The sequence below is a fragment of the Pelomonas sp. Root405 genome (assembly GCF_001425165.1).
Lineage (GTDB): Bacteria > Pseudomonadota > Gammaproteobacteria > Burkholderiales > Burkholderiaceae_C > Pelomonas.
This window is the reverse complement of the sequence record NZ_LMDU01000001.1, coordinates 480,597-500,290: the sequence shown is the minus strand read 5'-3', so window position 1 is coordinate 500,290 and position 19,694 is coordinate 480,597. Positions and strand designations below refer to the sequence as shown.

General features: G+C 69.4%; 19 protein-coding genes. 12 read left to right on the top strand and 7 right to left on the bottom strand.

Going from position 1 to position 19,694, the window contains the following annotated elements; translation table 11 throughout:
- Positions 1-13: 13 nt before the first annotated feature.
- On the bottom strand, positions 14-505 hold the full coding sequence (locus tag ASC81_RS02250; protein WP_056262157.1) for a cupin domain-containing protein: 492 nt from the start codon (positions 503-505) through the stop codon (positions 14-16).
- An 82-nt stretch (positions 506-587) separates the two neighbouring features.
- Here ASC81_RS02250 and ASC81_RS02245 point away from each other — a divergent pair, with 82 nt between their 5' ends.
- The gene (locus tag ASC81_RS02245) at positions 588-2,036 is read left to right on the top strand and encodes a PLP-dependent aminotransferase family protein (RefSeq protein ID WP_056262154.1); all 1,449 of its coding nucleotides are present in this window, start codon (positions 588-590) and stop codon (positions 2,034-2,036) included.
- A 73-nt stretch (positions 2,037-2,109) separates the two neighbouring features.
- On the top strand, positions 2,110-2,904 hold the full coding sequence (locus ASC81_RS02240; protein ID WP_056262151.1) for a hypothetical protein: 795 nt from the start codon (positions 2,110-2,112) through the stop codon (positions 2,902-2,904).
- Between the two features lie 73 nt (positions 2,905-2,977).
- Here the strand turns inward: ASC81_RS02240 and ASC81_RS02235 are convergent, their stop codons facing one another.
- The 3 genes from ASC81_RS02235 to ASC81_RS02225 are packed head-to-tail and all read right to left on the bottom strand — an operon-like array spanning position 2,978 to position 5,945.
- On the bottom strand, positions 2,978-3,775 hold the full coding sequence (locus ASC81_RS02235) for an ABC transporter ATP-binding protein (RefSeq protein ID WP_056262149.1): 798 nt from the start codon (positions 3,773-3,775) through the stop codon (positions 2,978-2,980).
- A gap of 4 nt (positions 3,776-3,779) precedes the next feature.
- The gene (ntrB, locus tag ASC81_RS02230) at positions 3,780-4,694 is read right to left on the bottom strand and encodes a nitrate ABC transporter permease (protein ID WP_056262144.1); all 915 of its coding nucleotides are present in this window, start codon (positions 4,692-4,694) and stop codon (positions 3,780-3,782) included.
- Positions 4,695-4,697: 3 nt separating this feature from the next.
- The gene (locus tag ASC81_RS02225) at positions 4,698-5,945 is read right to left on the bottom strand and encodes a CmpA/NrtA family ABC transporter substrate-binding protein (protein WP_156391670.1); all 1,248 of its coding nucleotides are present in this window, start codon (positions 5,943-5,945) and stop codon (positions 4,698-4,700) included.
- 436 nt (positions 5,946-6,381) lie between these two features.
- On the opposite strand from ASC81_RS02225, the gene ASC81_RS02220 reads away from it, so the two are divergent.
- The 6 genes from ASC81_RS02220 to ASC81_RS02195 all read left to right on the top strand — a co-directional run bounded on the left by ASC81_RS02220 (position 6,382) and on the right by ASC81_RS02195 (position 12,704).
- Complete coding sequence (locus ASC81_RS02220) at positions 6,382-9,882, top strand: hypothetical protein (protein WP_056262142.1); 3,501 nt, start codon at positions 6,382-6,384, stop codon at positions 9,880-9,882.
- Positions 9,882-10,211 (top strand): hypothetical protein, encoded by a 330-nt coding sequence (locus tag ASC81_RS02215; RefSeq protein WP_056262140.1) that lies wholly within the window; start codon positions 9,882-9,884, stop codon positions 10,209-10,211. The genes ASC81_RS02220 and ASC81_RS02215 overlap by 1 nt, the downstream gene beginning before the upstream one ends.
- A 166-nt stretch (positions 10,212-10,377) precedes the next feature.
- The gene (locus ASC81_RS02210) at positions 10,378-10,626 is read left to right on the top strand and encodes a hypothetical protein (protein WP_056262138.1); all 249 of its coding nucleotides are present in this window, start codon (positions 10,378-10,380) and stop codon (positions 10,624-10,626) included.
- Positions 10,613-10,909, top strand: coding sequence for a hypothetical protein (locus ASC81_RS02205; protein WP_056262135.1), 297 nt, complete (start codon positions 10,613-10,615; stop codon positions 10,907-10,909). Before ASC81_RS02210 ends, ASC81_RS02205 begins: the two co-directional genes overlap by 14 nt.
- Positions 10,910-10,929: 20 nt before the next feature.
- Complete coding sequence (locus tag ASC81_RS02200) at positions 10,930-11,814, top strand: PoNi-like cognate immunity protein (protein WP_200946673.1); 885 nt, start codon at positions 10,930-10,932, stop codon at positions 11,812-11,814.
- A gap of 164 nt (positions 11,815-11,978) precedes the next feature.
- The gene (locus ASC81_RS02195; protein ID WP_056262130.1) at positions 11,979-12,704 is read left to right on the top strand and encodes a hypothetical protein; all 726 of its coding nucleotides are present in this window, start codon (positions 11,979-11,981) and stop codon (positions 12,702-12,704) included.
- Positions 12,705-12,752: 48 nt separating this feature from the next.
- Here ASC81_RS02195 and ASC81_RS02190 read toward each other — a convergent pair whose 3' ends face one another.
- Both ASC81_RS02190 and ASC81_RS02185 read right to left on the bottom strand, forming a co-directional pair.
- The gene (locus ASC81_RS02190; protein WP_056262127.1) at positions 12,753-13,373 is read right to left on the bottom strand and encodes an ANTAR domain-containing response regulator; all 621 of its coding nucleotides are present in this window, start codon (positions 13,371-13,373) and stop codon (positions 12,753-12,755) included.
- 40 nt (positions 13,374-13,413) lie between these two features.
- Complete coding sequence (locus ASC81_RS02185) at positions 13,414-14,433, bottom strand: TRAP transporter substrate-binding protein (protein WP_082536308.1); 1,020 nt, start codon at positions 14,431-14,433, stop codon at positions 13,414-13,416.
- Between the two features lie 71 nt (positions 14,434-14,504).
- Here ASC81_RS02185 and ASC81_RS02180 point away from each other — a divergent pair, with 71 nt between their 5' ends.
- The 4 genes from ASC81_RS02180 (at position 14,505) to ASC81_RS02165 (ending at position 18,830) form a co-directional block, all read left to right on the top strand.
- A complete protein-coding gene (locus tag ASC81_RS02180; protein ID WP_056262123.1) occupies positions 14,505-15,767 on the top strand; it encodes an SMP-30/gluconolactonase/LRE family protein in 1,263 nt (420 codons plus the stop codon).
- A gap of 76 nt (positions 15,768-15,843) precedes the next feature.
- Positions 15,844-17,769, top strand: coding sequence for a sensor histidine kinase (locus ASC81_RS02175; protein ID WP_056262121.1), 1,926 nt, complete (start codon positions 15,844-15,846; stop codon positions 17,767-17,769).
- A complete protein-coding gene (locus ASC81_RS02170; RefSeq protein WP_200946671.1) occupies positions 17,762-18,388 on the top strand; it encodes a response regulator transcription factor in 627 nt (208 codons plus the stop codon). The genes ASC81_RS02175 and ASC81_RS02170 overlap by 8 nt, the downstream gene beginning before the upstream one ends.
- 19 nt (positions 18,389-18,407) lie before the next feature.
- On the top strand, positions 18,408-18,830 hold the full coding sequence (locus ASC81_RS02165) for a GNAT family N-acetyltransferase (protein ID WP_082536307.1): 423 nt from the start codon (positions 18,408-18,410) through the stop codon (positions 18,828-18,830).
- A 12-nt stretch (positions 18,831-18,842) separates the two neighbouring features.
- Here ASC81_RS02165 and ASC81_RS02160 read toward each other — a convergent pair whose 3' ends face one another.
- A complete protein-coding gene (locus ASC81_RS02160) occupies positions 18,843-19,625 on the bottom strand; it encodes a hypothetical protein (protein ID WP_056262115.1) in 783 nt (260 codons plus the stop codon).
- Between the last annotated feature and the right edge of the window lie 69 nt (positions 19,626-19,694).

Here is a 19,694-nt window from a genome sequence, read left to right as displayed (position 1 = left end):
AGATCTCGCAGCTTCAATCGAGCCGCGGCTGCAGGCCGCGCTCGGCACAGAAGGCGTGGTAGCCGGCCTTGACGTCCGCCGTCGTGATGTGGCGCTGCACGCGGCCATCGGTGGCCACGTAGTCCACGTCGCCGCGCACGACGACATGCAGCACCAGCACCTCGTCGCCGACGGCCTCCCAGCTGTCGACGTTGCCCACCGGCTCGTAGACATAGTCGCCCATACCGACGATGCGGCCGTTGTCGAGCCGGCGCTGGCCCTGCAGGTTCAGGCCGTGCACCTCGCCGTGGTGCCGGTGCCGCGTGAGCCGCGTGCCGGGTTCGAGCCGCATCAGCTCCACCCAGCCACCCTGGCCGTTTTCTTCCGACAAGAACTGCAGCGGCAGCGACCACTTGCCAGGCCCTTCGGGTATCCAGGCATCCAGGCCGGCGCGCTCCAGGGCAGCGCTGATGTGGCTGCGGACATGGGGCTGCAGGCCTTCGAGCGGGTGGCTCATCGTGTTCATGTCGGGTCTCCATGCAGTGGTTGACAGGCCTTAGAGTGCCTGTCGGAATGGCTCCACAAAAGGGCCAAATCGAAGAGAAGCCATGGAGCCAAGCCTCGAACTCGATCTGCAACTCGCCGAACGCGGCTCGCGCCTGGCCAGCCTTCATGCCGCGCTGCGTGACGCCATTGCCAGCGGGCGCCTTGCGCCGGGCCTGCGCCTGCCGTCTTCGCGCGAGCTGGCGGCGCAGGTCGGCGTGTCGCGCAACACGGCGGTGGCAGCCTATGAGTTGCTGGCGTCGGAGGGTTGGCTGGAGTCGCGGGGCGCCGGCGGCAGCTTCGTGGCCGAGCTGCCGCGAGCGGGCGTGCAGGTGTCTGACCGGGCCAGCGTGGCACCCTGGGCCGACAGCCGCTGGCTGCGCGGCGAGGGCGGTGGCTGGCCGGCGCCGCTCGTCAGCGGGCCGGCGCCGGCCTATCAGTTCAAGACCGGCTTGCCGGACGTGGCGAGCTTTCCGTTCGACGTGCTGCGCCGTCTGCACACCCGTGCACTGCAGGTGGCCGCACGCGAGCCGGCGCGCTATCCGGAAGCGCAGGGCCTGTCGGCGCTGCGGGCCGCGATCGCCGGCCATGTGTCGTCGTCGCGGGCCGTGGCCTGCACGGCGGACGACATCGTCATCACGGCAGGCGCGCAGCAGGCCTTCGACCTGATCGCACGCGTGCTGGTCACGCCGGGCCGCACGCTCGCAGCGGTCGAGAACCCCGGCTACCCGCCGCTGCGTGCGGCGCTGTTGGGCGCGGGCGCCACACTGGCGCCGATGCCCGTGGACGGCGAGGGCCTGGTCGTCAGCGCACTGCCGGCCGACGCGCGCATCGTCTGCGTGACGCCGTCGCACCAGTCGCCCCTGGGCATGCCAATGTCGCTGCCACGCCGCCGCGACCTGCTGAACTGGGCCGCGGCGCACCAGGCGGTCGTCATCGAGGACGACTACGACGGCGAGTTCCGCTTCACGTCGCGGCCGCTGGATGCGCTGAAGACGCTGGACCGCGACGGCCGCGTGTTCTACGTCGGCACGCTGTCCAAGAGCATGCTGCCGGCGCTGCGCCTGGGCTATGTCGTCGCACCGGCCTGGGCGCGCCCGGCGCTGGTGGCGGCCAAGCATGCGGCGGGCTTTGGCACGCCGGCGCTGACGCAGGCGGCCGTGGCGGACTTCATCAGCGAGGGCCACCTGCTGCGGCATGTGCGCCGCATGCGCACCGAGTACGCCGAGCGGCGACGCGTGCTGGAGCAGATGCTCAAGCGCCACCTCGGCGAGCGGGCGCAGGTGCTGCCCGCCATCGCCGGCCTTCACCTGGCCGTGGCGCTGCCCGGGGTCGACGCGGACGAGTTGACGCGTCGCGCCTGGGCGGCCGGCGTAAGTGTGGAGCCGCTGAGCCGCTACTGGCTGGGCGCGGGAGGCGGCGTGCAGGGGCTGGTACTGGGCTACGGCAGCATCACGGCGGCGCGCATTCCCGAGGCGGTGAGGCGGCTGGCCAAGGTGCTTGGCACCCTTTGAATCGCCGCGCTTGGCTCTGTGAGCGGTACGCCGCCCTGCCTACGCTGAGGGCACGGAAGCCACGGAGACCACCATGCCCCATTTCATGTGCCGCACCTGCGGCACCGAGCACGACGACAGCCCGCAGCCACCGGGACTCTGCCCCATCTGCAGCGATGAGCGCCAGTACGTCGGCTGGCAGGGCCAGGCCTGGACGACGCATGACGAACTGGCCGCGACGCACCGCAACCGGCTGGAGATGGACCACGCACTCTGGGGCATCGGCGTCACGCCCGGCTTTGCCATTCCGCAGCGCGCCTTGCACCTGGCCGAGGCTGGTGTGCTGTGGGAGAGCACGGCGCTGGTGACCGATGAGGCCGTGGCTGAACTGAAGCGGCGCGGCGGCGTGGAGCGCATCGCCATCTCGCACCCGCATTTCTATTCGGCCATGGTGCGCTGGAGCGAGGCGCTGGGCGGCGTGCCGATCTTCGTGCACGAGAACGACCGGCAATGGGTGGCGCGCCGCTCGCGCTGGCTGGAGTTCTGGCGCGGCGACACGCTGGACCTGGGGCGCGGCGCGACGCTGCTGCGCTGCCCGGGACATTTCCCCGGCAGCACGGTGCTGCACTGGTCAGGTAATTCGCGGTCGCTGCTGCTGGCCGGCGATGCCTTGCATGTGGCGCAAGACCGGCGGCACGTCAGCTTCATGTACAGCGTGCCCAACCACGTGCCGGCAAGACCGGCGTTGGTGAGGGAGGCGCAGGCAAGGCTGCGTGGTGTTCAGTTCGACGACGTGTATGGGTTCACGTGGGGGTTGAACATCATCGGCGGCGGGCGTGAGGCGGTGGATGCCTCGTTTGAGCGGTACTTCGACATGGTGGCGGCTTAATCCACGTCGCGGCCGTCTGCAAGACCGGTCAACCATGCCCGCGTTCAGCGGGGGGCTGGGCGAGGGGCTCCATTCAAGCCGCCTGCTCCACATGCGCATGCCGCGTGTACAGGAAGTCGATGACCTCCTTGCGCGCATGCACATAGCTCGGGTCTTCGGCCAGCTCCACACGCAGGCGCGGGCGGGGGATGTCGACGTGAAGAATCTCGCCGATCGTCGCCGCCGGTCCATTGGTCATCATGACGATGCGGTCCGACAGCAGCACGGCCTCATCCACATCGTGCGTGACCATGATCACCGTGCTGTGCGTGCGCGCCACGATCTTCAACAGCTCGTCCTGCAGCTTGGCCCGCGTCAACGCGTCGAGCGCGCCGAAGGGCTCGTCCATCAGCAGCACCTTCGGTTCCATCGCCAGCGCGCGGGCAATGCCGACGCGCTGCTTCATGCCGCCCGAGATCTCGTGCGGGCGCTTGTGCAGCGCATGGCTCATGCCCACCAGCTCCAGTGCGGCGCGGGCGCGCACCTTGAGTTGGGCGGGGCTTTCCTTGCCGCCGAAGACCGACTCGACGGCCAGCAGCACGTTGTCCAGGCAGGACAGCCAGGGCAGCAGCGAGTGGTTCTGGAACACCACGCCGCGCTCGGGGCCGGGCGCCGCGATCTCGCGGCCATCGCAGATCAGCACGCCCGACGTCGGCGTCAGCAGGCCGGCGATGAGGTTGAGCAGGGTGGACTTGCCGCAGCCCGAGTGACCGATCAGCGTGATGAACTCGCCACGCTGCACGTCGAGGTTGATGTCCTGCAGCGCATGGAAGCGCCCCTTGCGGGTGGTGAAGACCATCTCGGCGTTCTGAACCTGGATGAAAGGCTTCATGGCATCAGTCCTCGAAAGTGAAGTGCTTGGCAAGGGACATCAGCGCCCATTCGAGCAGCAGCCCGACCGTGCCGATGACGAAGATGGCGATGATGATGTGGGCGACGTTGAGGTTGTTCCACTCGTCCCAGACCCAGAAGCCGATGCCCACGCCGCCCGTCAGCATCTCGGCCGCGACGATGACCAGCCAGGCCGTGCCCACCGACAGGCGCACGCCGGTCAGCACATAGGGCAGCACCGCGGGCAGCAGGATGCGCGTGATGACCTTCCACTCGCTGAGCTTGAGCACGCGGGCCACGTTGAGATAGTCCACCGGCACGCGCTGCACGCCGACGGCCGTGTTGACGACCATCGGCCAGATCGAGCAGATGAAGATGGTCCAGATCGCGGCCGGGTTGGCGCTCTTGAAGACCAGCAGGCCGATGGGCAGCCAGGCCAGCGGCGACACCGGCTTGAGCAGCGAAATCAGCGGCGAGACCATGCGGTTGGCGAACTCGAAGCGGCCGATGATGAAGCCCAGCGGAATGCCGACCAGCGCCGCCAGGCCGAAGCCCAGGCCCACGCGCTGCAGCGAGTAGAGGATGTTCCAGCCGATGCCCTGGTCGTTGGGCCCGTTGCTGTAGAACGGGTCGGCGAAGAGCTTGACGGCGGCGTCGAAGGTGGCCGCCGGGGTGGGGAAGGCGCCGCCCTTCATCGTGGCCAGCCCCCACAGGCCGATGAGCAGGGCCAGGCCGAGCACCGGCGGCAGCACGCGCAGTGCCAGGGCGCGCCAGTCGAACGGCGTGCGCTTGGGCGCCGCCTTGGGCTTCTCCGGCGCTTCGGCCACGGCGGCGACCGTGGGGCGGCTGATGCCGGCGGGCGGGGTGGGTGAGCCAGCGGTGGATGCTTCGCCGGGCGAGTGGAAGACTGCGGAGACCATGATTTACGCCTTGATCTTGAAGCCGTCGGCGTACTTCGCCGGGTCCTTGCCATCCCAGACAACGCCGTCCATCAGCTTGCTGGTGCGGAAGTCACTCTTGGGGATGCTGACGCCCAGGGCGCCGGCCGCCTGCTTGTAGAGCGCCGTCTGGTTGACCTGCTTGGCCACCGCGAGGTAGTCGGGGTGGGCCTTGAGCAGGCCCCAGCGCTTGTGCTGGGTCAGGAACCACATGCCGTCGCTCAGGTACGGGTAGTTGACCGCGCCGTCGTTGAAGAACTTCATGTGGTTGGGGTCGTCCCAGGTCTTGCCGAGGCCGTTCTGGTAGCGGCCCAGGATGCGCTGGTTGATGGCATCGACGCCGGTGTTGATGTAGGCCTTCTGCGCGACCGTCTCGGCCATCTTGAGCTTGTTGGACAGGCTGGCGTCGATCCAGCGGCTGGCCTCCAGCACGGCCATGATGACGGCGCGGGCGGTGTTGGGGTACTTGCTGACGAACTCCGCGCTGGTACCCAGCACCTTCTCGGGGTGGTCCTTCCAGAGGTCCTGCGTCGTGTTGGCCGTGATGCCGATGCCGTCCATGATGGCGCGGTGGTTCCAGGGCTCGCCGACGCAGAAGCCGTCCATGTTGCCCACGCGCATGTTGGCCACCATCTGCGGCGGCGGCACGGTGATCAGCTTGGCGCCCGACATCGGGTTGATGCCCGCAGCAGCCAGCCAGTAGTGCATCCACATCGCATGGGTGCCGGTGGGGAAGGTGCCGGCGAAGGTGTATTCGCGCGGGTTGGCGGCCATCACCTTGGCCAGCGAGGGACCGTCGACGGCGCCCTTGTCGGCCAGCGCCTTGGACAGCGTGAAGGCCTGGCCGTTGTGATTCAGGTTCATCAGCACGGCCATGTCCTTCTTGGGACCGGCGGTGCCGAGGTGCACGCCATAGACCAGGCCGTAGAGCACATGGGCCATGTCGAGCTCGCCGTTGACGAGCTTGTCGCGCACGCCGGCCCAGGAGGCTTCCTTGGTCGGGATGATCTTGATGCCGTACTTCTTGTCGAAGCCGAGCACGGCGGCCATGACGACCGACGCGCAGTCGGTCAGCGGGATGAAGCCGATCTTGACTTCTTCCTTCTCGGGCTTGTCCGATCCTTGCGCCCAGGCCCCGCCGGCAAGGCCGAGGGTGGGCAGGGCGGCAGCGGCAGCAAGCAGGCTGCGGCGCTGCAGGTGGGGCGTGGCGTTCGAGTTGTCGCTGGCGGTCATCACGGGCTCCTGAGTCATGCAGGGCGCAACGGCGTCGCAGCCACGCTCCGCCTGCGCCACTTCAGCAGCGAAGACGCAATAGGAGAGGTCGGACGCCGTTGTCCCGAAGTGCCGGCCGATTCATCAGCCGGCCGGCCCGAGAGGCCTGCGCCATTGCAGGCCTCGACGGGGTTAACGCAGGTTGCGTGCCAGCTTTCGCCGGGGCTCGGCCGCCCGGATCTGCACGCGCTTGGCGCACGATGGGCGTCGCAGCGGGCGATTTGCGCCGGCGCGGTGCGTGCAGGCGCGACGCGTGTTGGTGCATCGGGGCGCATGGCGCCCCGTTAGGGTCAGCCGCAGCGCGCACAGGGCCGGTTTTCGGAGCGGCCGCAATTGCCTGCCCGCTGGCTCGACCGCTTCAATGCGCCCTGTCTGAATACAAGTACAGGGAGTGCCCATGCGGCTGGACAACTACAACGTCGCGGCGTTTGAAACTTTCGAGCCCGTGCATCGTGACGCCGACGCGCCCTGGCATGGCGCGCCTGAAGCGCCGCCGCCCGAGCCCGTCGTGGCCGAGGAGGTGCCGAGCCAGTTGCTCAGCGAGATGGCCCAGCAGCCGCCGGCCATCGTGCTGTTGCCGCCGCCCGGCCCGCGGCGCCGGCTGCCGCGGCTGGACGATGGTGACCGCTGGGCGCTGAGGCAGCGCGAGCCCGAAGGCCGCTTCGAGCGATTCGAGCGCGAGAGCGGGCAGGATGGCGAGTTGCCCAGCCATTCGCCGCCGCCCTGGGTCAACGAGGTGCCTGCGCCGGCACCGCCACCAGCGCCTGTCGCGCCGGCCCCCGTGGAGCCCGCACCGGCGCCGGTCGAAGCCGCAGCGCCGGTTGAGGCGCCGCCCCCCGCAGCAGCGCCGGCTGCCGCGCCCGTACCCGCAGCGGCGCCTACTGCCGCCACCGTCGCGCTGCCGCTGGGCGACGCGGTCAACCCCGCCTGGCTGCAGCAGCGTGAAGCGGCGCTGAACGGCGTGCGCGCCGAATTCGAGGCCGCGCGCGAGGCCGCCCGCCACGCGCCGCCCGCCGATGTGGCCAACGTGGCGGGCAGCGGCTGGATGCCGGCGCCCACCGACCATGATGGCAACGTCATCAACGGCGCCGTCTTCGTGCCCGATGCGGCCGGGACGGCGGCGGCAGCGGCGGACCCTGCGCAATTCTGGGTGCTGCGTGACAGCGGCCCGCCCGCACCGCTGGGCCAGTGGCTCACCTTCGACGACGCCGCCTACGAGCAGGCCTACCGTGAACGTCTCGCCGCCCACCCCGAAGCCTCGGCGCCGCTGACCAAGTTGGCCGGGCTGTATGGCCAGCCCGTGCAGAACCTGCTCGTCGCTCAGCCCGGGCTGTGGACGCTGGCCACGCAGGACCACGCCATCAACGCCGGCGCGCCGCCCCAGCCGGGCGTGGCCATGGGCGATGCCGCCAGCCTCGGCCAGCTCGACCTCTACCTGGCCGACCCCTTCATCACCCAGCTGCGCGATCAGCTCGGCGGCACGCCGGCCGCGCCCACCAGCGGCCTCGCGCGGGAGCAGCAGCGCCTGTACGGTGCCGAGCGCCATGCCGAGCTGACCCAGCTCAGCCAGGCCATGACGGCCGTGCGCCAGACCCATGCCGCCGCGATGCAGGCCGCCCGCGACGGCGGTGGCACCGGCTGGATCGAGGTGCCGATGCAGACCGGCACCGACCCCGAGACCGGCTGGCCCACCGGCGTCTACCAGACCGTCAGCAACGGCGACAGCGCCGAGATCGTGCGCGACGCCCACGGCGTGCCGGTGCTGGCGACGCAGCGCGTCTTCGACGAGGCGGTGTTCACCAACGCATGGCTGGCTGAAGGCGCGAGGTCGGGCGGCCTGGCCCAGGAAGCCTTTGCGCGCTTCTATGGCGGCGCCCACAGCCACATCACGGTGCAGCACGATCAGAGCGAGAGCGGCGGACCGTCGCGCTGGGTCAGCCAGCCGAGCCTGGACAACCCGCATGTCGGTCTCGGCGAGGGCGGCGTCCATGACGGCGACCTCATCGCGCTGAACCTCAACCACGCGCCGCGCCTGAACAACGACGCAGCCATCGGCTTCGACCCGCAGCTCGGCTGGGTCACGTCGAGCGAGAACATCTACGAGCACCGCAGCTGGCTCGACAAGGCCCTGCCTATGGTCATGGTGGCCTTCGTTGGCTGGGCGACCGCTGGCGCGGGCATGGCCGCCGGGTGGGGCGCCGTTGGCTCGGCGGCGGCTGCGGGTGCCGCAGCGTCTTTCGCCGGCGGCGTCATCAACGGCAACCTCAGCCTGAAGGGCGTGCTCATTGGCGCCGTCAGCGGCGCGCTGACGGCGGGCCTGACGCCCGGGCTCACCAGCACGCTGAAGGACGCGGGCTTCGGCGCGGCCGCCGGCGTGGCCGCACGCATGACGGTGCAGGGCGGTATCCAGGCGCTGCTAGGCGGCAAGTTCAAGGACGGCGCGCTCGCCGGCTTCGCCAGCGGCCTGGCCGATCTGACCAAGGTCAACATCGGCGAGAACATCAACAAAGCCGTCGCAGCCGGCACGATGAGCGCGACAGAGGCACTCGCGGCGCGCACCTTCAACACCGTGCTGACCAGCGCCATCCGCGCGGCGGGCTCGCCAGACGACCCGGCACATGCGTTCGCGCAGGATTGGCTGGGGTCGGTGATGCAGGAGCATCTGCCGGCGCCGGTGGCGGCGCCCGTACCGGCCCCGGACCCGGACGCTGTGCAAACCTTCCCGGTGCCGGGTCCGGGACCGGTGGAGGTGGTGCCCCTGCCAGGGCCGGAAGGCGCGCCTTTCGATCTCCTCGGTGGGGTGGCACGTCCACCGGGCCTCTTCGCATCCGCGCGCGCCCAGGAGGAGTTCGCCCAACGCGTGCAGGCCGGCATCGAGCAGGCAGCGGCACAGCCGGATTTCGACACGCCGAGCTACGCCGCGCGGCGTTACGAGCAGCTGCTCGCTGAAGAGCACTCGCCGCTGGCCTATGGCGAGATCGGGGAGCCCGAGCTGGTCGCCGGGCCGGGCGGGATGCGGCCCGGGGCACCGGCCGCTGGCAACGGCCTGCAGCTGAATGTCAACGGGCGGGCCAACACGCTGTTTGAAGCGCTGGGCAACGCGCCCGCGTCCGATGCCTTCGGGCTGATCCCCGAGGCCTACCGCGACATCAAGTTCATTGGGCCGCTGCTGCAGGAACAGCGCCTGCTCACAGAAGCCGAGCGCATGCGCGCACAACTCGGGCAATCGGGTTTGGACGTGACGCCCGAGAAGCTCGGGGTCGTCAAGAACATCTATGGCGACGGCTCGGTGCGCTATGACGCCGTGGACATGGTCAACCGCTACGCCGATGCAGTACGGCTGTTGGAGCTGCGCAGGCAGGGCGTGATCGAGCTCGATACGCGGGACTTCAGCGTCAAGTCGGTCGGCACGGCGCGCGTACCGACGCAGGAGTTCGTGCAGACCGTGCAGGATCGCTACCGCGAAGCCTTCAAGGCGGGTTTTGCTGACGCGCAGGCTCGGTTGGATGCCGGCAAGTCCCTGGGTTACCCGGTGCTGATGCCTCGGCAACTTCAGGAGGGGTTGTTTGCGGACAACGCGGCGAAGAGGGCGGTCGCGCTATATCTGGTCAACGCCGGCGTGCCGGAAGGCCCTGGCCAGCCTGTGGCGCTGAACCGCTGGGCCTATGACCAAACCGGCAGCAGCACCACCTATGTGCGACCCGACGTGCTTATTGATCTAGGCAGCCGGGATCGCTCTTGGATCGACGGCAAATCGACTTACCTCAACAATGGCGTGATGCCTCGGCAGCTGTTCGACTTCTTTCAGTTCACCGGCAGTCAGGCGGGCACTGTGGTCACGGGCCAGGGCAACATCATCAACATCAAACCGCCCCAGGGTGGGAGGAAGGGGCCGTGATGGGCAAGAAGGAAGTCCGCGATTTGGAAGACACGCTTGCCGCTGTCGCCGGCATGCTGCCCATGCCCGACGGCGAGGACAAACTGCACTTTCATAGCGAAGGCTATCCGGGACTGTTGTGGTTCTATGAGAAGGCAAAAGCCGACATCGCCAAGCTCGGCATGACCGAGGCGGTGGAGCATGCGATTCGGGAGTGCATGGTCTTGGTGAAGCAGGGAGAGCGTGAGGCGGCCCGGGACCTGCTGTTCGCGGCCTGTGGCGAACTCCGCGAGAAGTCAGGCACCTTCGCCGAGATGCGCAAGATGTACGAAGCGCCGACTCGACATTGACGACGGACAGCCAGATCAACGCACTCACTCGCCCACGTCCATTCACCAACACCGCCCACGCCGGCCAGGCCCTTCGAACGGTCTGGCTTGCTGCCGCCGCCATCGCACTGACCGGCTGCGCCGGCATCAAATTCAATCCACCCAGGGTTGGCAGGAAGGGACCGTAGTGGGCAAGAAAGAGATTCGCGACCTTGAAAACATCATCGGTTCCGCCGCATTGATGCTTCCCAGAGCGGACGGCGAGGACAAGCTGCACTTCCACGATGAGGGCTATCCATATCTACAAGAGCTCGACCGGCGGGCCAAGGGCGACCTTGTCAAGTTGGGCATGGCCGAAACGGTGGAGCGTGCCATCCAGGAGTGCGTGGTGCTGGTCACCTCGCCAAGCCCGGAGTGCCCGGATGAACAAGCGTGAAGCCCTCCAGCTGTTTGTTGAGGATGTCGCCGGAGGTACCTCCCAGCCGCCAGACGAGTATCAGGAGTGGAACTCCATTGGCTACGCAGGCCATCGAAACGATCTGCTGGAACACTGGCGCATCGCCAGGGATGGCATCAAGCGGGACCTCGACAAAGTTCCTCAGATTGATGCGCTGCTGGATCAAGCACTCGCATCCTTTGATCGCGGCGAGCGGCAGCCGGGGCGTGGGCTGATGGTGAAGATCTACGTTCTTCTGACTCAGCCGACCAAGATTTCATGACCGTCGCGGTTGGTGGAGCCGTGAAACGAGACCAACTTTTCTCCGAAGAGCGACTTCAAGCGTTGCTTTCCATCTTCAGTGAAGTCGTCGCCAAGTCCGAGAAGGCACTCGAAGTGCCTGCGGTCAACAAGCGCTACGAACCAACGTTTGTCTGGCGTTGCGCTTGGGAGCAGCTCGACTTGCTCTTGTTGCGTTACAGCACCGGGCACCTGGTTGCGGGGCTGAAGCCTCACTTGCTGCGGTTGCTTGACCTTTGGGAGCGCTCCGAGGAGAAAGCTGCTGCCCTCTGGAGCGAGGCCGAACGCGAGCCCCGCCGAAGGTGGGCGGGCAATATCAGCTTCTACAACCGCTGCTTCTGGCTGGTGGGTCTGGCCTTGGCGTTGGAACTGGAGGACGCGCCCTGGCAGCGCCTGCTCAAGCTCATCGGCAACGAAGGCCAGGACGCCTTGCTGGACCGCGTCATTGCGACCCGCCAGCCCGGGCGGCCAGTCGGCACGGTGCTCTGCCACCCCAAGCCCTATGCGCGGCTGCTCGCCGTGCTCGACGGTGCCAAGGATCGCCAGGCCGCGCTGTTGCGGGACTTCGTCTCCCATTGGTATGCCGAGCTGGACCGTGCGCCCCGCAAGGGCATGTCGCGGCTGACCAACCTGGAGGAGCGCCCCGACTGGTATGACAACCACGAGGGCGTCAGCAGCTACTTCGGCTACTGGTGTGTCGAGGCCGTGGCGGTGGCCAAGGCGTTCGACATCGACGACTCGCTGTGCCTCGGGCATCCCCATTACCCCGGCGACCTGCTGCGCCCCGACGGACCCAGCACGCACCCGGCCGGCGAGGCGCCCAAGGTCCATGCGGCGGTGCCGGCCGCCAAGCCCGGCCTGCTCCAACGGTTGCGCCGCACGTTCTGAAGGCACTGCACACAGGCCCTCGGCAGCTTCACGTCCGCCATGCAGCTTCATCGGTCGGAGCGGCGCACCTGGTATTCCGCGCACCTCTAGGAGTGCCCGCAGTTGCCCGCCGTGCGGAATGCCGTTGCAATGTCAGCCTGCTGAAGACACACAGGGAGTGCCCGATGAGGCCGATCTACCGCAGCGCTGCCCGTTGGGGCGCGCTTCTTGTTTCCGCCGCCGTCCTGACCGGCTGCGCCGGCATCAAGACCATTGAACCCAAGGCCGAGCAGCTGCAGGCCATCCGCTCCATCGCGGTCGCCACGACGCCCGAGCCCGTGCCGCTGGAGGTGCGCAATCTCAAGCATCCTGGGTTCGCATTCGGTGCGATCGGCGGCGCCATCGTCGCTGCAGACTGGAACGACAAGCAGGCACGGCTGGCGCAGGCAATGCAGCCGCTGGCACCCGCGCCGGCGACCCAGTTCGGCCAACAGGTGGTCGAGCACCTCAAGCGGCTCGGCTATGAGGTCCGTCCGGCCGCCGGGCCATGGCAACCGCAGGCACAGGACAAACCGGGGTTCGATCCGGTCGCGGCAGGCAGTGGTGCCGATGCGCTGCTGGTGCTGGCTCCCCGCATCGCCGGCTTCGTCGCGGCGCCGGGGCACGACTACCTGCCGACCTTGCATGCTGACGTGCGCCTGTACGGGCGCGCCGGTGGCACGCCCTTGTTGCAAGCCACCTACGCGACCGGCTGGGCGCCGGAGCAGCAGCAGCTCAAGGCGACGGCCACGCGCGGGCGAGAGTTCGGCAATTTCGAAACCTTGATGTCCGACCCGGCCGCCACCGCCGAATCGCTGCAGCGCGCCGCCAGCCTGCTGGCCGAGCGGGTGGCGCAGGATCTGCAGCGCTAGGCGGCTGCGCGGTTCACTTGTTGGTGCACGGCGCCCCAAGACCGGTATTCAGCGCGCGCGCAGCAGCTGATCCGCATCAATCAGCCGCGTCGCCACCGAGGCCAGCGTCTGCCCGCCGTCCATGGCGAGCTGACGCAGGCGCTGGAAGGCGGCTTCCTCGTCGAGGGCCTGCTCGCGCATCAGGATGCCGCGCGCGCGCTCCACCAGCTTGCGTTCGGCCAGCTGGGTCTGCGTCTGGCGCAGGTCGCGCTGCAGGCTCTGGTCGTGCTCGAAACGGGCCAGCGCCAGCTGCAGCAGCGCGCCCAGGCGCTGCGGCGGTAGGCCGGCCAGCTGCAAGGTGCTGATGCCGGCCTGCAGGGCGGCGCGCATCTGCTCGGCGCTCATCTGCTCGGCAAACAGCAGCACCGGGCGCGGCTGGCGCTGCAGGGCTTCGCCGAGCTGGGTCAGAAGCTCGGGGGTGGGCTGGTCGCAGTCGATCAACAGCAGCTCGGGCGCCAGACGCTCCAGGGCCATCGGCAGCGCATCGGACTGGGCCACGAGGTCGATGACGTCGACCAGCTGGCAGCGCAGGCGGATCAGCTCCAGGCGGATGACGGGGCTGCGGCGCTGGCCGGCGTCGGCCAGCAGCACGCGCAGGCCGGGAAGGGTGAACGGCTGGGACGAGGTCATGCCCCAGGGCAGCGCAAAAACCGTGCCTTGTCGGTGCGCCCTACTTCGGGACGACGAACCCGGCGGCCCGGTAGGCGGCCGCGATGGTCGCCTTGCCGACGCGCGCCTCCATCTCGCGGTGCACGGGCATCAGCGCCTTTTTCCAAGCCTGCGTCTCGGCCGGCGTCAGCGCGTGGATGCGCGTGCGCCCGCTGGCCCTGATGGCCTGCAGGGCGGTGTTGTTCTCGGTGCTGGCGATGGCGTTGGCGTGGTCGGTGGCCTCCTTGAGTGCCGCTTCCAGCGCGCCGCGGATGTCGCCCGGCAGGCCGTCCCAGAACTTCTTGTTGACGATGACCGCATAGGCCAGGTGGCCATGGTTGGACAGCGTCATGTGCTTCTGCACTTCGTGGATCTGCTGCGTGTAGAAGTTGCTCGGCGTGCCCTCGGTGCCGTCGACGAGGCCGGACTGCAGCGCCTGGTAGAGCTCACTGAAGGCCATCACCTGTGGCACGGCGCCGAGCGCGCGCATCTGCGCGTCCAGCACCTTGCTGGACTGGATGCGCATCTTCAGCCCCCTGAAATCGGCCACCTCGCGCAGCGGCCGGTTGGCGCTCATGATCTGGAAGCCGTTGTCCCAATAGGCCAGGCCGCGGATGCCCTTGGGCTCCAGCTGCCGGAACAGCTCGGCGCCCAGCGGCCCGTCGGTGATGGCGCGGAAGGCGGCCGTGTCCTTGAACAGGAAGGGCAGGTCGAAAACCTCGAAAGCCTTCACGCCCAGCGGGCCAAACTTGGCCAGCGACGGCGCCAGCATCTGCACGCTGCCCAGCTGCAGCGCCTCCATCTCCTCCTTGTCCTTGTAGAGCTGGCTGTTCGGATACACCTCCACCTTGACGCGGCCGCCGGTGCGGGCCTCGGCCAGCTCCTTGAAGCGCTGCGCGCCCTTGCCCTTGGGCGTTTCGGGCGCCACGACATGGCTGAACCGGATGACGATGGGCGCCTGGGCTTGCGCCTGGGCCAGGCCATGCACGGCCAGCGGCAGGGCGAGTGCGGCGGTCAGCAGGCGGCGGCGGGCGGTGCTCATGCGCACATCTTCGCGTGCCCGCGCGCGGGCTGCCATGTGGAGTTCCACACCGGTCTGGCTAGACTTTGTGCATGACCCTCGCGCTGCCCACCCGTCGCCTTCGGCACCTGACCCGTACCGCCGCTCTGCTCGCCGCGCTGGCGTCGTTGTGGCCGGCCACCGTCGCCGCGCAGGCGGCCGCCGGGCTGGAGGCGCAACTCGCCCGCATTCGCGCGCTGCAGCAGCAGCGCCCCGGTGACGCCCTGCTCATCCACTACGAAGCGATGACGCAGGGGCAGGCCGGCGACGCTGCCGGCGCCGTCGCGAGTTTGCGCAAGCTGGCCGGCCGTGGCCTGGGCCTGGTGCCGATGGAAGACATGGGCTTCGACAGCCTGGCAACCGCGCCGGGCTTTCGCGAAGTACAGGCGCAGCTGCTGGCCGAGGCGCCGCGCACGCCCGATGCGCCCGTGCTGCTGCGGCTGCCGGCCAACGCCGCGCGGCTGATTCCCGAAGGCATCGCCTACGACGCCAGGCGCCGCACGCATTACCTGGGCAGCATTGCCGAGCGGCGCGTGCTGGCGGTGGACGCGAAGGGCCGCACGCGCGCGCTGTCCACCCCGGCGGACGCCCTCGACGCGGTGCTTGGCCTGGCCGTCGACACCGCGCGCGACCGGCTCTGCGCTGTCAGCAGCAACGGCTTTGAAGACAGCGCGCAGCAGCAGCGCCGCAATGCCGTCGTTTGCTGGTCGCTGGCCAATAGGCGGCGCACGCTGCGCGTGGCCGTGCCGGAGGCGCTGCAGCTCAACGACCTCGCCATTGCGCCCGACGGCGGCCTGCTGGTCACCGACTCGATGGCCGGCAGCCTCTGGCGCATTGGTGGCAACGGTGCGCCGCAGCGCGTCGGCGCGGACGGCGCCTTCCGCGGCGCCAACGGCATCGCCATCGCGCCGGGCGGCCTGGTGGCCTATGTGACGGGCAGCACCGGCATCCTGCGCGCCAGCCTGGCCGATGGCGCCGTCGCCCTCCTGCAGCAACCCGACGACATCGTCAGCGGCGGCATCGACGGGCTCTACTGGGCGGACGGCGCCCTGGTCGGCGTGCAGAACGCCGTCAACCCGGGCCGCGTGCTGCGCTTCGACCTGGCCGAGGACGGCACCCGCATCACCGCAGCCACGGTGCTGCAGTCGCACCACCACCCCGATTTCGCCGAGCCAACCACCGGCGTCGTTGTCGACGGCCGGCTGCATGTGCTGGCCAACTCCTACGTCAAGCTCTGGCTGCCCGCCGGGCGCATCGACAACAGCCGCTTGACCCCGCGACCGCCGGTCATCGTCGCTGTGCCGCTGCGCGGTTGAGCGCCCACGTGTCGGCAGCGGCACAGTTGTGGAATTCCACAGCGGGTGCCGCCTCGCCGATGCCTAGACTCCGCCCATGAAGCCGCGCGAGCTCCTGTCCCGAAGCCTGTGGCTGGCGCCGCTGCTGCTGTCCCTCGTCTTCGTGGGCGGCGTGCTGGCGTGGGTGCGGGCCAATGGCATCGAGGAGCAGGAGCTGCAGCGCCAGACGCTGATCTCCGACGCCCTCAGCACCGAGGTGCAGCTGCGCGGCCGCATCGACGAGGAGATCACCCATCTGCGCAAGCTGGCCGCCGGCCTGGCGGGCGAGGCGCCCAGCCAGGCGGCGCTGGCAGCCGACCCGGAGGTCAACGCCGGGCTGCGGCGGCTGTGGCTGTCGGTCACCTGGCTGGACGCCCAGAACCGCGTGCTGGCCGAGGTACCCAGCCAGGCCGCGGCCAACCGGTATGAAGACGGCCTGTCCCTGCACCTGACCGCGCGCGTCGCGCCTGACGGCGTGCTGGTGGTGCGTTATGCACCGGCCCTGCTGCTCAAGCGCGGCGTGCCCTGGTGGCTGGCGCGCAAGTACGACCTGCAGCTGGTGGACAGCGCCGACCAGGTCATTGCCTCCAGCACCGAGTCGCCGCTGCGCGTCGCCCAGGGCGCGCGGCCCAGCTACCGCGTCGCGCTCACCGGCCCGTTGCGCGCCAGCCCGCTGACCGAGGCCACGCTGGCCGACGCGGCGCTGGAGCTGACGCTACGCGATCCCATCCCCGACGGTGTGCGCCCGCTGGCCTGGGTGCTGGTGGCCGGCTTCCTGCCCGCCATCGCCGTGGCCAGCTGGCTGCTGCGGCGCCAGATGCGCCACGTGCAGCGCGCCGAAGTGGCCGGCCGCACCGAGGCCGCGTGGCGCCGCGCGATGGAGGACTCGGCCCTGGTCGCGCTGCGCGCGCGCGACTTCGACGGCCGCCTGCTTTATGTCAACCGCACCTTCTGCGACATGGTGGGCCTGGCCCAGGAACAGCTGGTCGGTCTGCTGCCGCCGATGCCTTACTGGCCGCCGGATGCCTTCGAGGAGTTGACCGAGCGCAACCGCCGCAGCCTTGCCGGCCAGGCGCCGCGCGAGGGCTTCGAGGCGCGCTGGCGGCACAGCAGCGGCCGCATGGTGGACGTGATGGTGTTCGAGTCGCCGCTGGTCGACGCCGGCGGCAGTCAGATCGGCTGGATGGGCAGCATCATCGACATCACCGAGCGCAAGCAGCTGGAGGAGCGCGAACGCCGCCAGGTCGAGACCCTGGCCCACAACGCGCGCCTGACCATGCTGGGCGAAGTCGCCTCCACGCTGGCCCACGAGCTGAACCAGCCGCTGACAGCGATTGCCAGCTATGGCGCCGGCGTGACCAACTCGCTGACCAAGCTCGGCGTGCACGACGAGCTGGTGCTGGGCGCGCTGCAGCGCCTGGGCCAGCAGGCCGCGCATGCCGGTCGCATCGTCGCGCGCATCCGCGAGTTCCTGACCCGGCGTGAGCCGCGCCATGAGCGCTGCGACCTCAACGAGGTCATCAGCGCCGCGCTGGACCTGCTCAAGCGCGACTGCCAACGCCGTGGCGTCGCGCTGGAACTCTCCCTCACTGCGGCGGTGCCGGCCGTGCTGGCCGATGCCGTTCTCATCGAGCAGGTCGTCATCAACCTGGTCCGCAATGCCGCCGATGCGTTGCAGGCACGGGAGGCCGGCCGGCGCGTTACCGTCAGCAGCCGCGTGGCCGGCGATTTCGTGCGCATCGACGTCAGCGACAACGGCCCCGGCCTGGGCGGGCGGCGCATCGAGCAGCTCTGCGCGCCCTTCTATTCCACCAAGGCCGACGGCATGGGCATGGGCCTGGCCATCTGCCGCTCCATCGTCGAGGCCCACCAGGGCGTGCTCGACGCCAGCGACACGTCGACCGGCGGCGCCCTGTTCTCGTTCAGCTTGCCGCTGACCCGCGAGCCCAGTCGAGACCTGACCCCGGAGACCGTGCATGGCTGAACCTCGGATGGGCACCGTCCACCTCGTCGACGACGACCCCGGCGTGCGCGACGCACTCGCCTTCCTGCTGCGCTCACGCGGCCTGGACGTGCGCGCCTTTGCCAGCGGCCAGGCGCTGCTCGACATGCTCGATGTCGAGAGCCCGCGCGGCGGGCCGCCGCGGGGCATCTTCCTGCTCGACGTGCGCATGGAGCCCATGAGCGGCACGCGCCTGCACGACGAACTGCTGGCGCGCCAGCTGCGCAACCCGGTGCTCTTTTTGACCGGCCATGGCGACATCCCCATGGTTGTCGAGGCGCTGAAGAAAGGGGCCTTCGACTTCCTGGAGAAGCCCTACAGCGACAACGCGCTGGCCGACCGCATCGAGCAGGCCCTGGCCGTGGATGCGGCCATGCAGGCCGAGGGCGCCCAGTCCGCCGAGCGCAGCGCGCGCCTGGCCAGCCTCACGGAGCGCGAACGCGACGTCATGACCCGCGTGGCGGCGGGCAAGCTCAACAAGATCATTGCCGACGAACTCAACGTGTCCATCCGCACCGTCGAAGTCCACCGCGCCCGCGTGTTCGCCAAGCTAGGCGTGCGGTCGGCAGCGGAGGTGGCGACCTTGCTGGCGGGGCGGTAACGGCGGCAGAGGAATGCGCATGGCCCCTGTCTCCATCAGTCTCCACGACAGCCTTCCCCCGGCGGAAGCAGCGCTGGTCGACAAGGGACTCGGCGAAGCCAATGAAGCCGCGGCGCCGCTTCACGAGGTGAGGCCCTTGTCATGCTTCGCACGAGATGCAGCGGGCCAGGTCGTCGGTGGCGCCATCGGCCGCCGCTGGGGTGGCTGCTGCGAGCTGCAGCAGCTCTGGGTCGCGCCGTCGAGCCGCCGCCAGGGCATCGGTGCCGGGCTGGTGCGGGCCTTCGAGGCCCACGGGAGAAGCCACGGGTGCTCCTACTTCTATCTCGAGACCTTGAGCTTCCAGGCGCCGTGGCTCTACCAGTCGCTGGGCTACCGGGTCGCGCACGAGCATGCGGTGTTCCCGCATGGCATCGTGAAGTACCTGATGGTCAAGGACGCCTGAGCGCCCCAGGCGCTACTTCTGGGCCGGCGCCATATGCAGGCCCGCCAGCGCCGGCAGCACGAGTTGGAGTTCGCGCTGCTCGGCACCCACGGCGTAGCGCAGGCGCAGGCGCTGTGGCGCCGGCGTGACCGGGAAGAAGGCGCTGCGCCGCAGTTCGCTGCCGGCCTCAACCCGCGCCGGCAGCTGGAAGCCGCGGCGCTTGATTTCATAGTCGATCACCTGCGCCTCGGCGTTGGCGAGACTCTGGCTGCGGTAGGCCGAAACCCCGCCGACGATCAAGGCGAGGGGCAGCAGGGGCGCCATCAAGGTGTAGCCCGCCGCGGTGGCCAGCACCACCACGCCGGCCACGACGCCGGTCGAGCCGATCATGACGATGCGTCCGGCGGTCTTCATGGTCTCGACGTTGCGGGTGGTCTCGCTCTTGAGCTGATCCACGGCCGTGGTGTGGCTCACAGGCCCGAGGACGTCGTTGACGAGTTCGATGCCGCGCAGCTCGACCGGCGCGCCGCCGTCGTTGCGGACCGTCAGCGCGTACTCGTCCCAATCGGCCTCGCGCACCCAGCTGGCCGCATCGTTGCGCACGATCACGCGCTGCACGCCGAGCCTGACGCCGTCGGTCGCTTCGGCGCGCCAGTCCAGCATCGGCCCGGTGTCGGCGGGCGGGTGTAGCAGCCGCGATTTGCCGGCACAGGCGACGAGCAGCGGCGCCACGACGATGAACAGCACGATCTTCCCGACGCGGGCGCCGAAACGGGGGGCGGTGGCGTCGATGGCGAACTTGGGTCGTGGCTGCATGGTGAACCTTGGGGCGGTTGTGCCCTGGGGCCATTGTTGTGGCAGCCGCGCCATTGCGAGGCACGGGTT

Bases quoted from the DNA above. Each gene is read 5' to 3' on its own strand.
- ASC81_RS02250 (WP_056262157.1), bottom strand. From the start codon at position 505: ATGAACACGATGAGCCACCCGCTCGAAGGCCTGCAGCCCCATGTCCGC.
- ASC81_RS02245 (WP_056262154.1), top strand. From the start codon at position 588: ATGGAGCCAAGCCTCGAACTCGATCTGCAACTCGCCGAACGCGGCTCG.
- ASC81_RS02240 (WP_056262151.1), top strand. From the start codon at position 2,110: ATGCCCCATTTCATGTGCCGCACCTGCGGCACCGAGCACGACGACAGC.
- ASC81_RS02235 (WP_056262149.1), bottom strand. From the start codon at position 3,775: ATGAAGCCTTTCATCCAGGTTCAGAACGCCGAGATGGTCTTCACCACC.
- ntrB (WP_056262144.1), bottom strand. From the start codon at position 4,694: ATGGTCTCCGCAGTCTTCCACTCGCCCGGCGAAGCATCCACCGCTGGC.
- ASC81_RS02225 (WP_156391670.1), bottom strand. From the start codon at position 5,945: ATGACCGCCAGCGACAACTCGAACGCCACGCCCCACCTGCAGCGCCGC.
- ASC81_RS02220 (WP_056262142.1), top strand. From the start codon at position 6,382: ATGCGGCTGGACAACTACAACGTCGCGGCGTTTGAAACTTTCGAGCCC.
- ASC81_RS02215 (WP_056262140.1), top strand. From the start codon at position 9,882: ATGGGCAAGAAGGAAGTCCGCGATTTGGAAGACACGCTTGCCGCTGTC.
- ASC81_RS02205 (WP_056262135.1), top strand. From the start codon at position 10,613: ATGAACAAGCGTGAAGCCCTCCAGCTGTTTGTTGAGGATGTCGCCGGA.
- ASC81_RS02195 (WP_056262130.1), top strand. From the start codon at position 11,979: ATGAGGCCGATCTACCGCAGCGCTGCCCGTTGGGGCGCGCTTCTTGTT.
- ASC81_RS02190 (WP_056262127.1), bottom strand. From the start codon at position 13,373: ATGACCTCGTCCCAGCCGTTCACCCTTCCCGGCCTGCGCGTGCTGCTG.
- ASC81_RS02185 (WP_082536308.1), bottom strand. From the start codon at position 14,433: ATGAGCACCGCCCGCCGCCGCCTGCTGACCGCCGCACTCGCCCTGCCG.
- ASC81_RS02180 (WP_056262123.1), top strand. From the start codon at position 14,505: ATGACCCTCGCGCTGCCCACCCGTCGCCTTCGGCACCTGACCCGTACC.
- ASC81_RS02175 (WP_056262121.1), top strand. From the start codon at position 15,844: ATGAAGCCGCGCGAGCTCCTGTCCCGAAGCCTGTGGCTGGCGCCGCTG.
- ASC81_RS02170 (WP_200946671.1), top strand. From the start codon at position 17,762: ATGGCTGAACCTCGGATGGGCACCGTCCACCTCGTCGACGACGACCCC.
- ASC81_RS02165 (WP_082536307.1), top strand. From the start codon at position 18,408: ATGGCCCCTGTCTCCATCAGTCTCCACGACAGCCTTCCCCCGGCGGAA.
- ASC81_RS02160 (WP_056262115.1), bottom strand. From the start codon at position 19,625: ATGCAGCCACGACCCAAGTTCGCCATCGACGCCACCGCCCCCCGTTTC.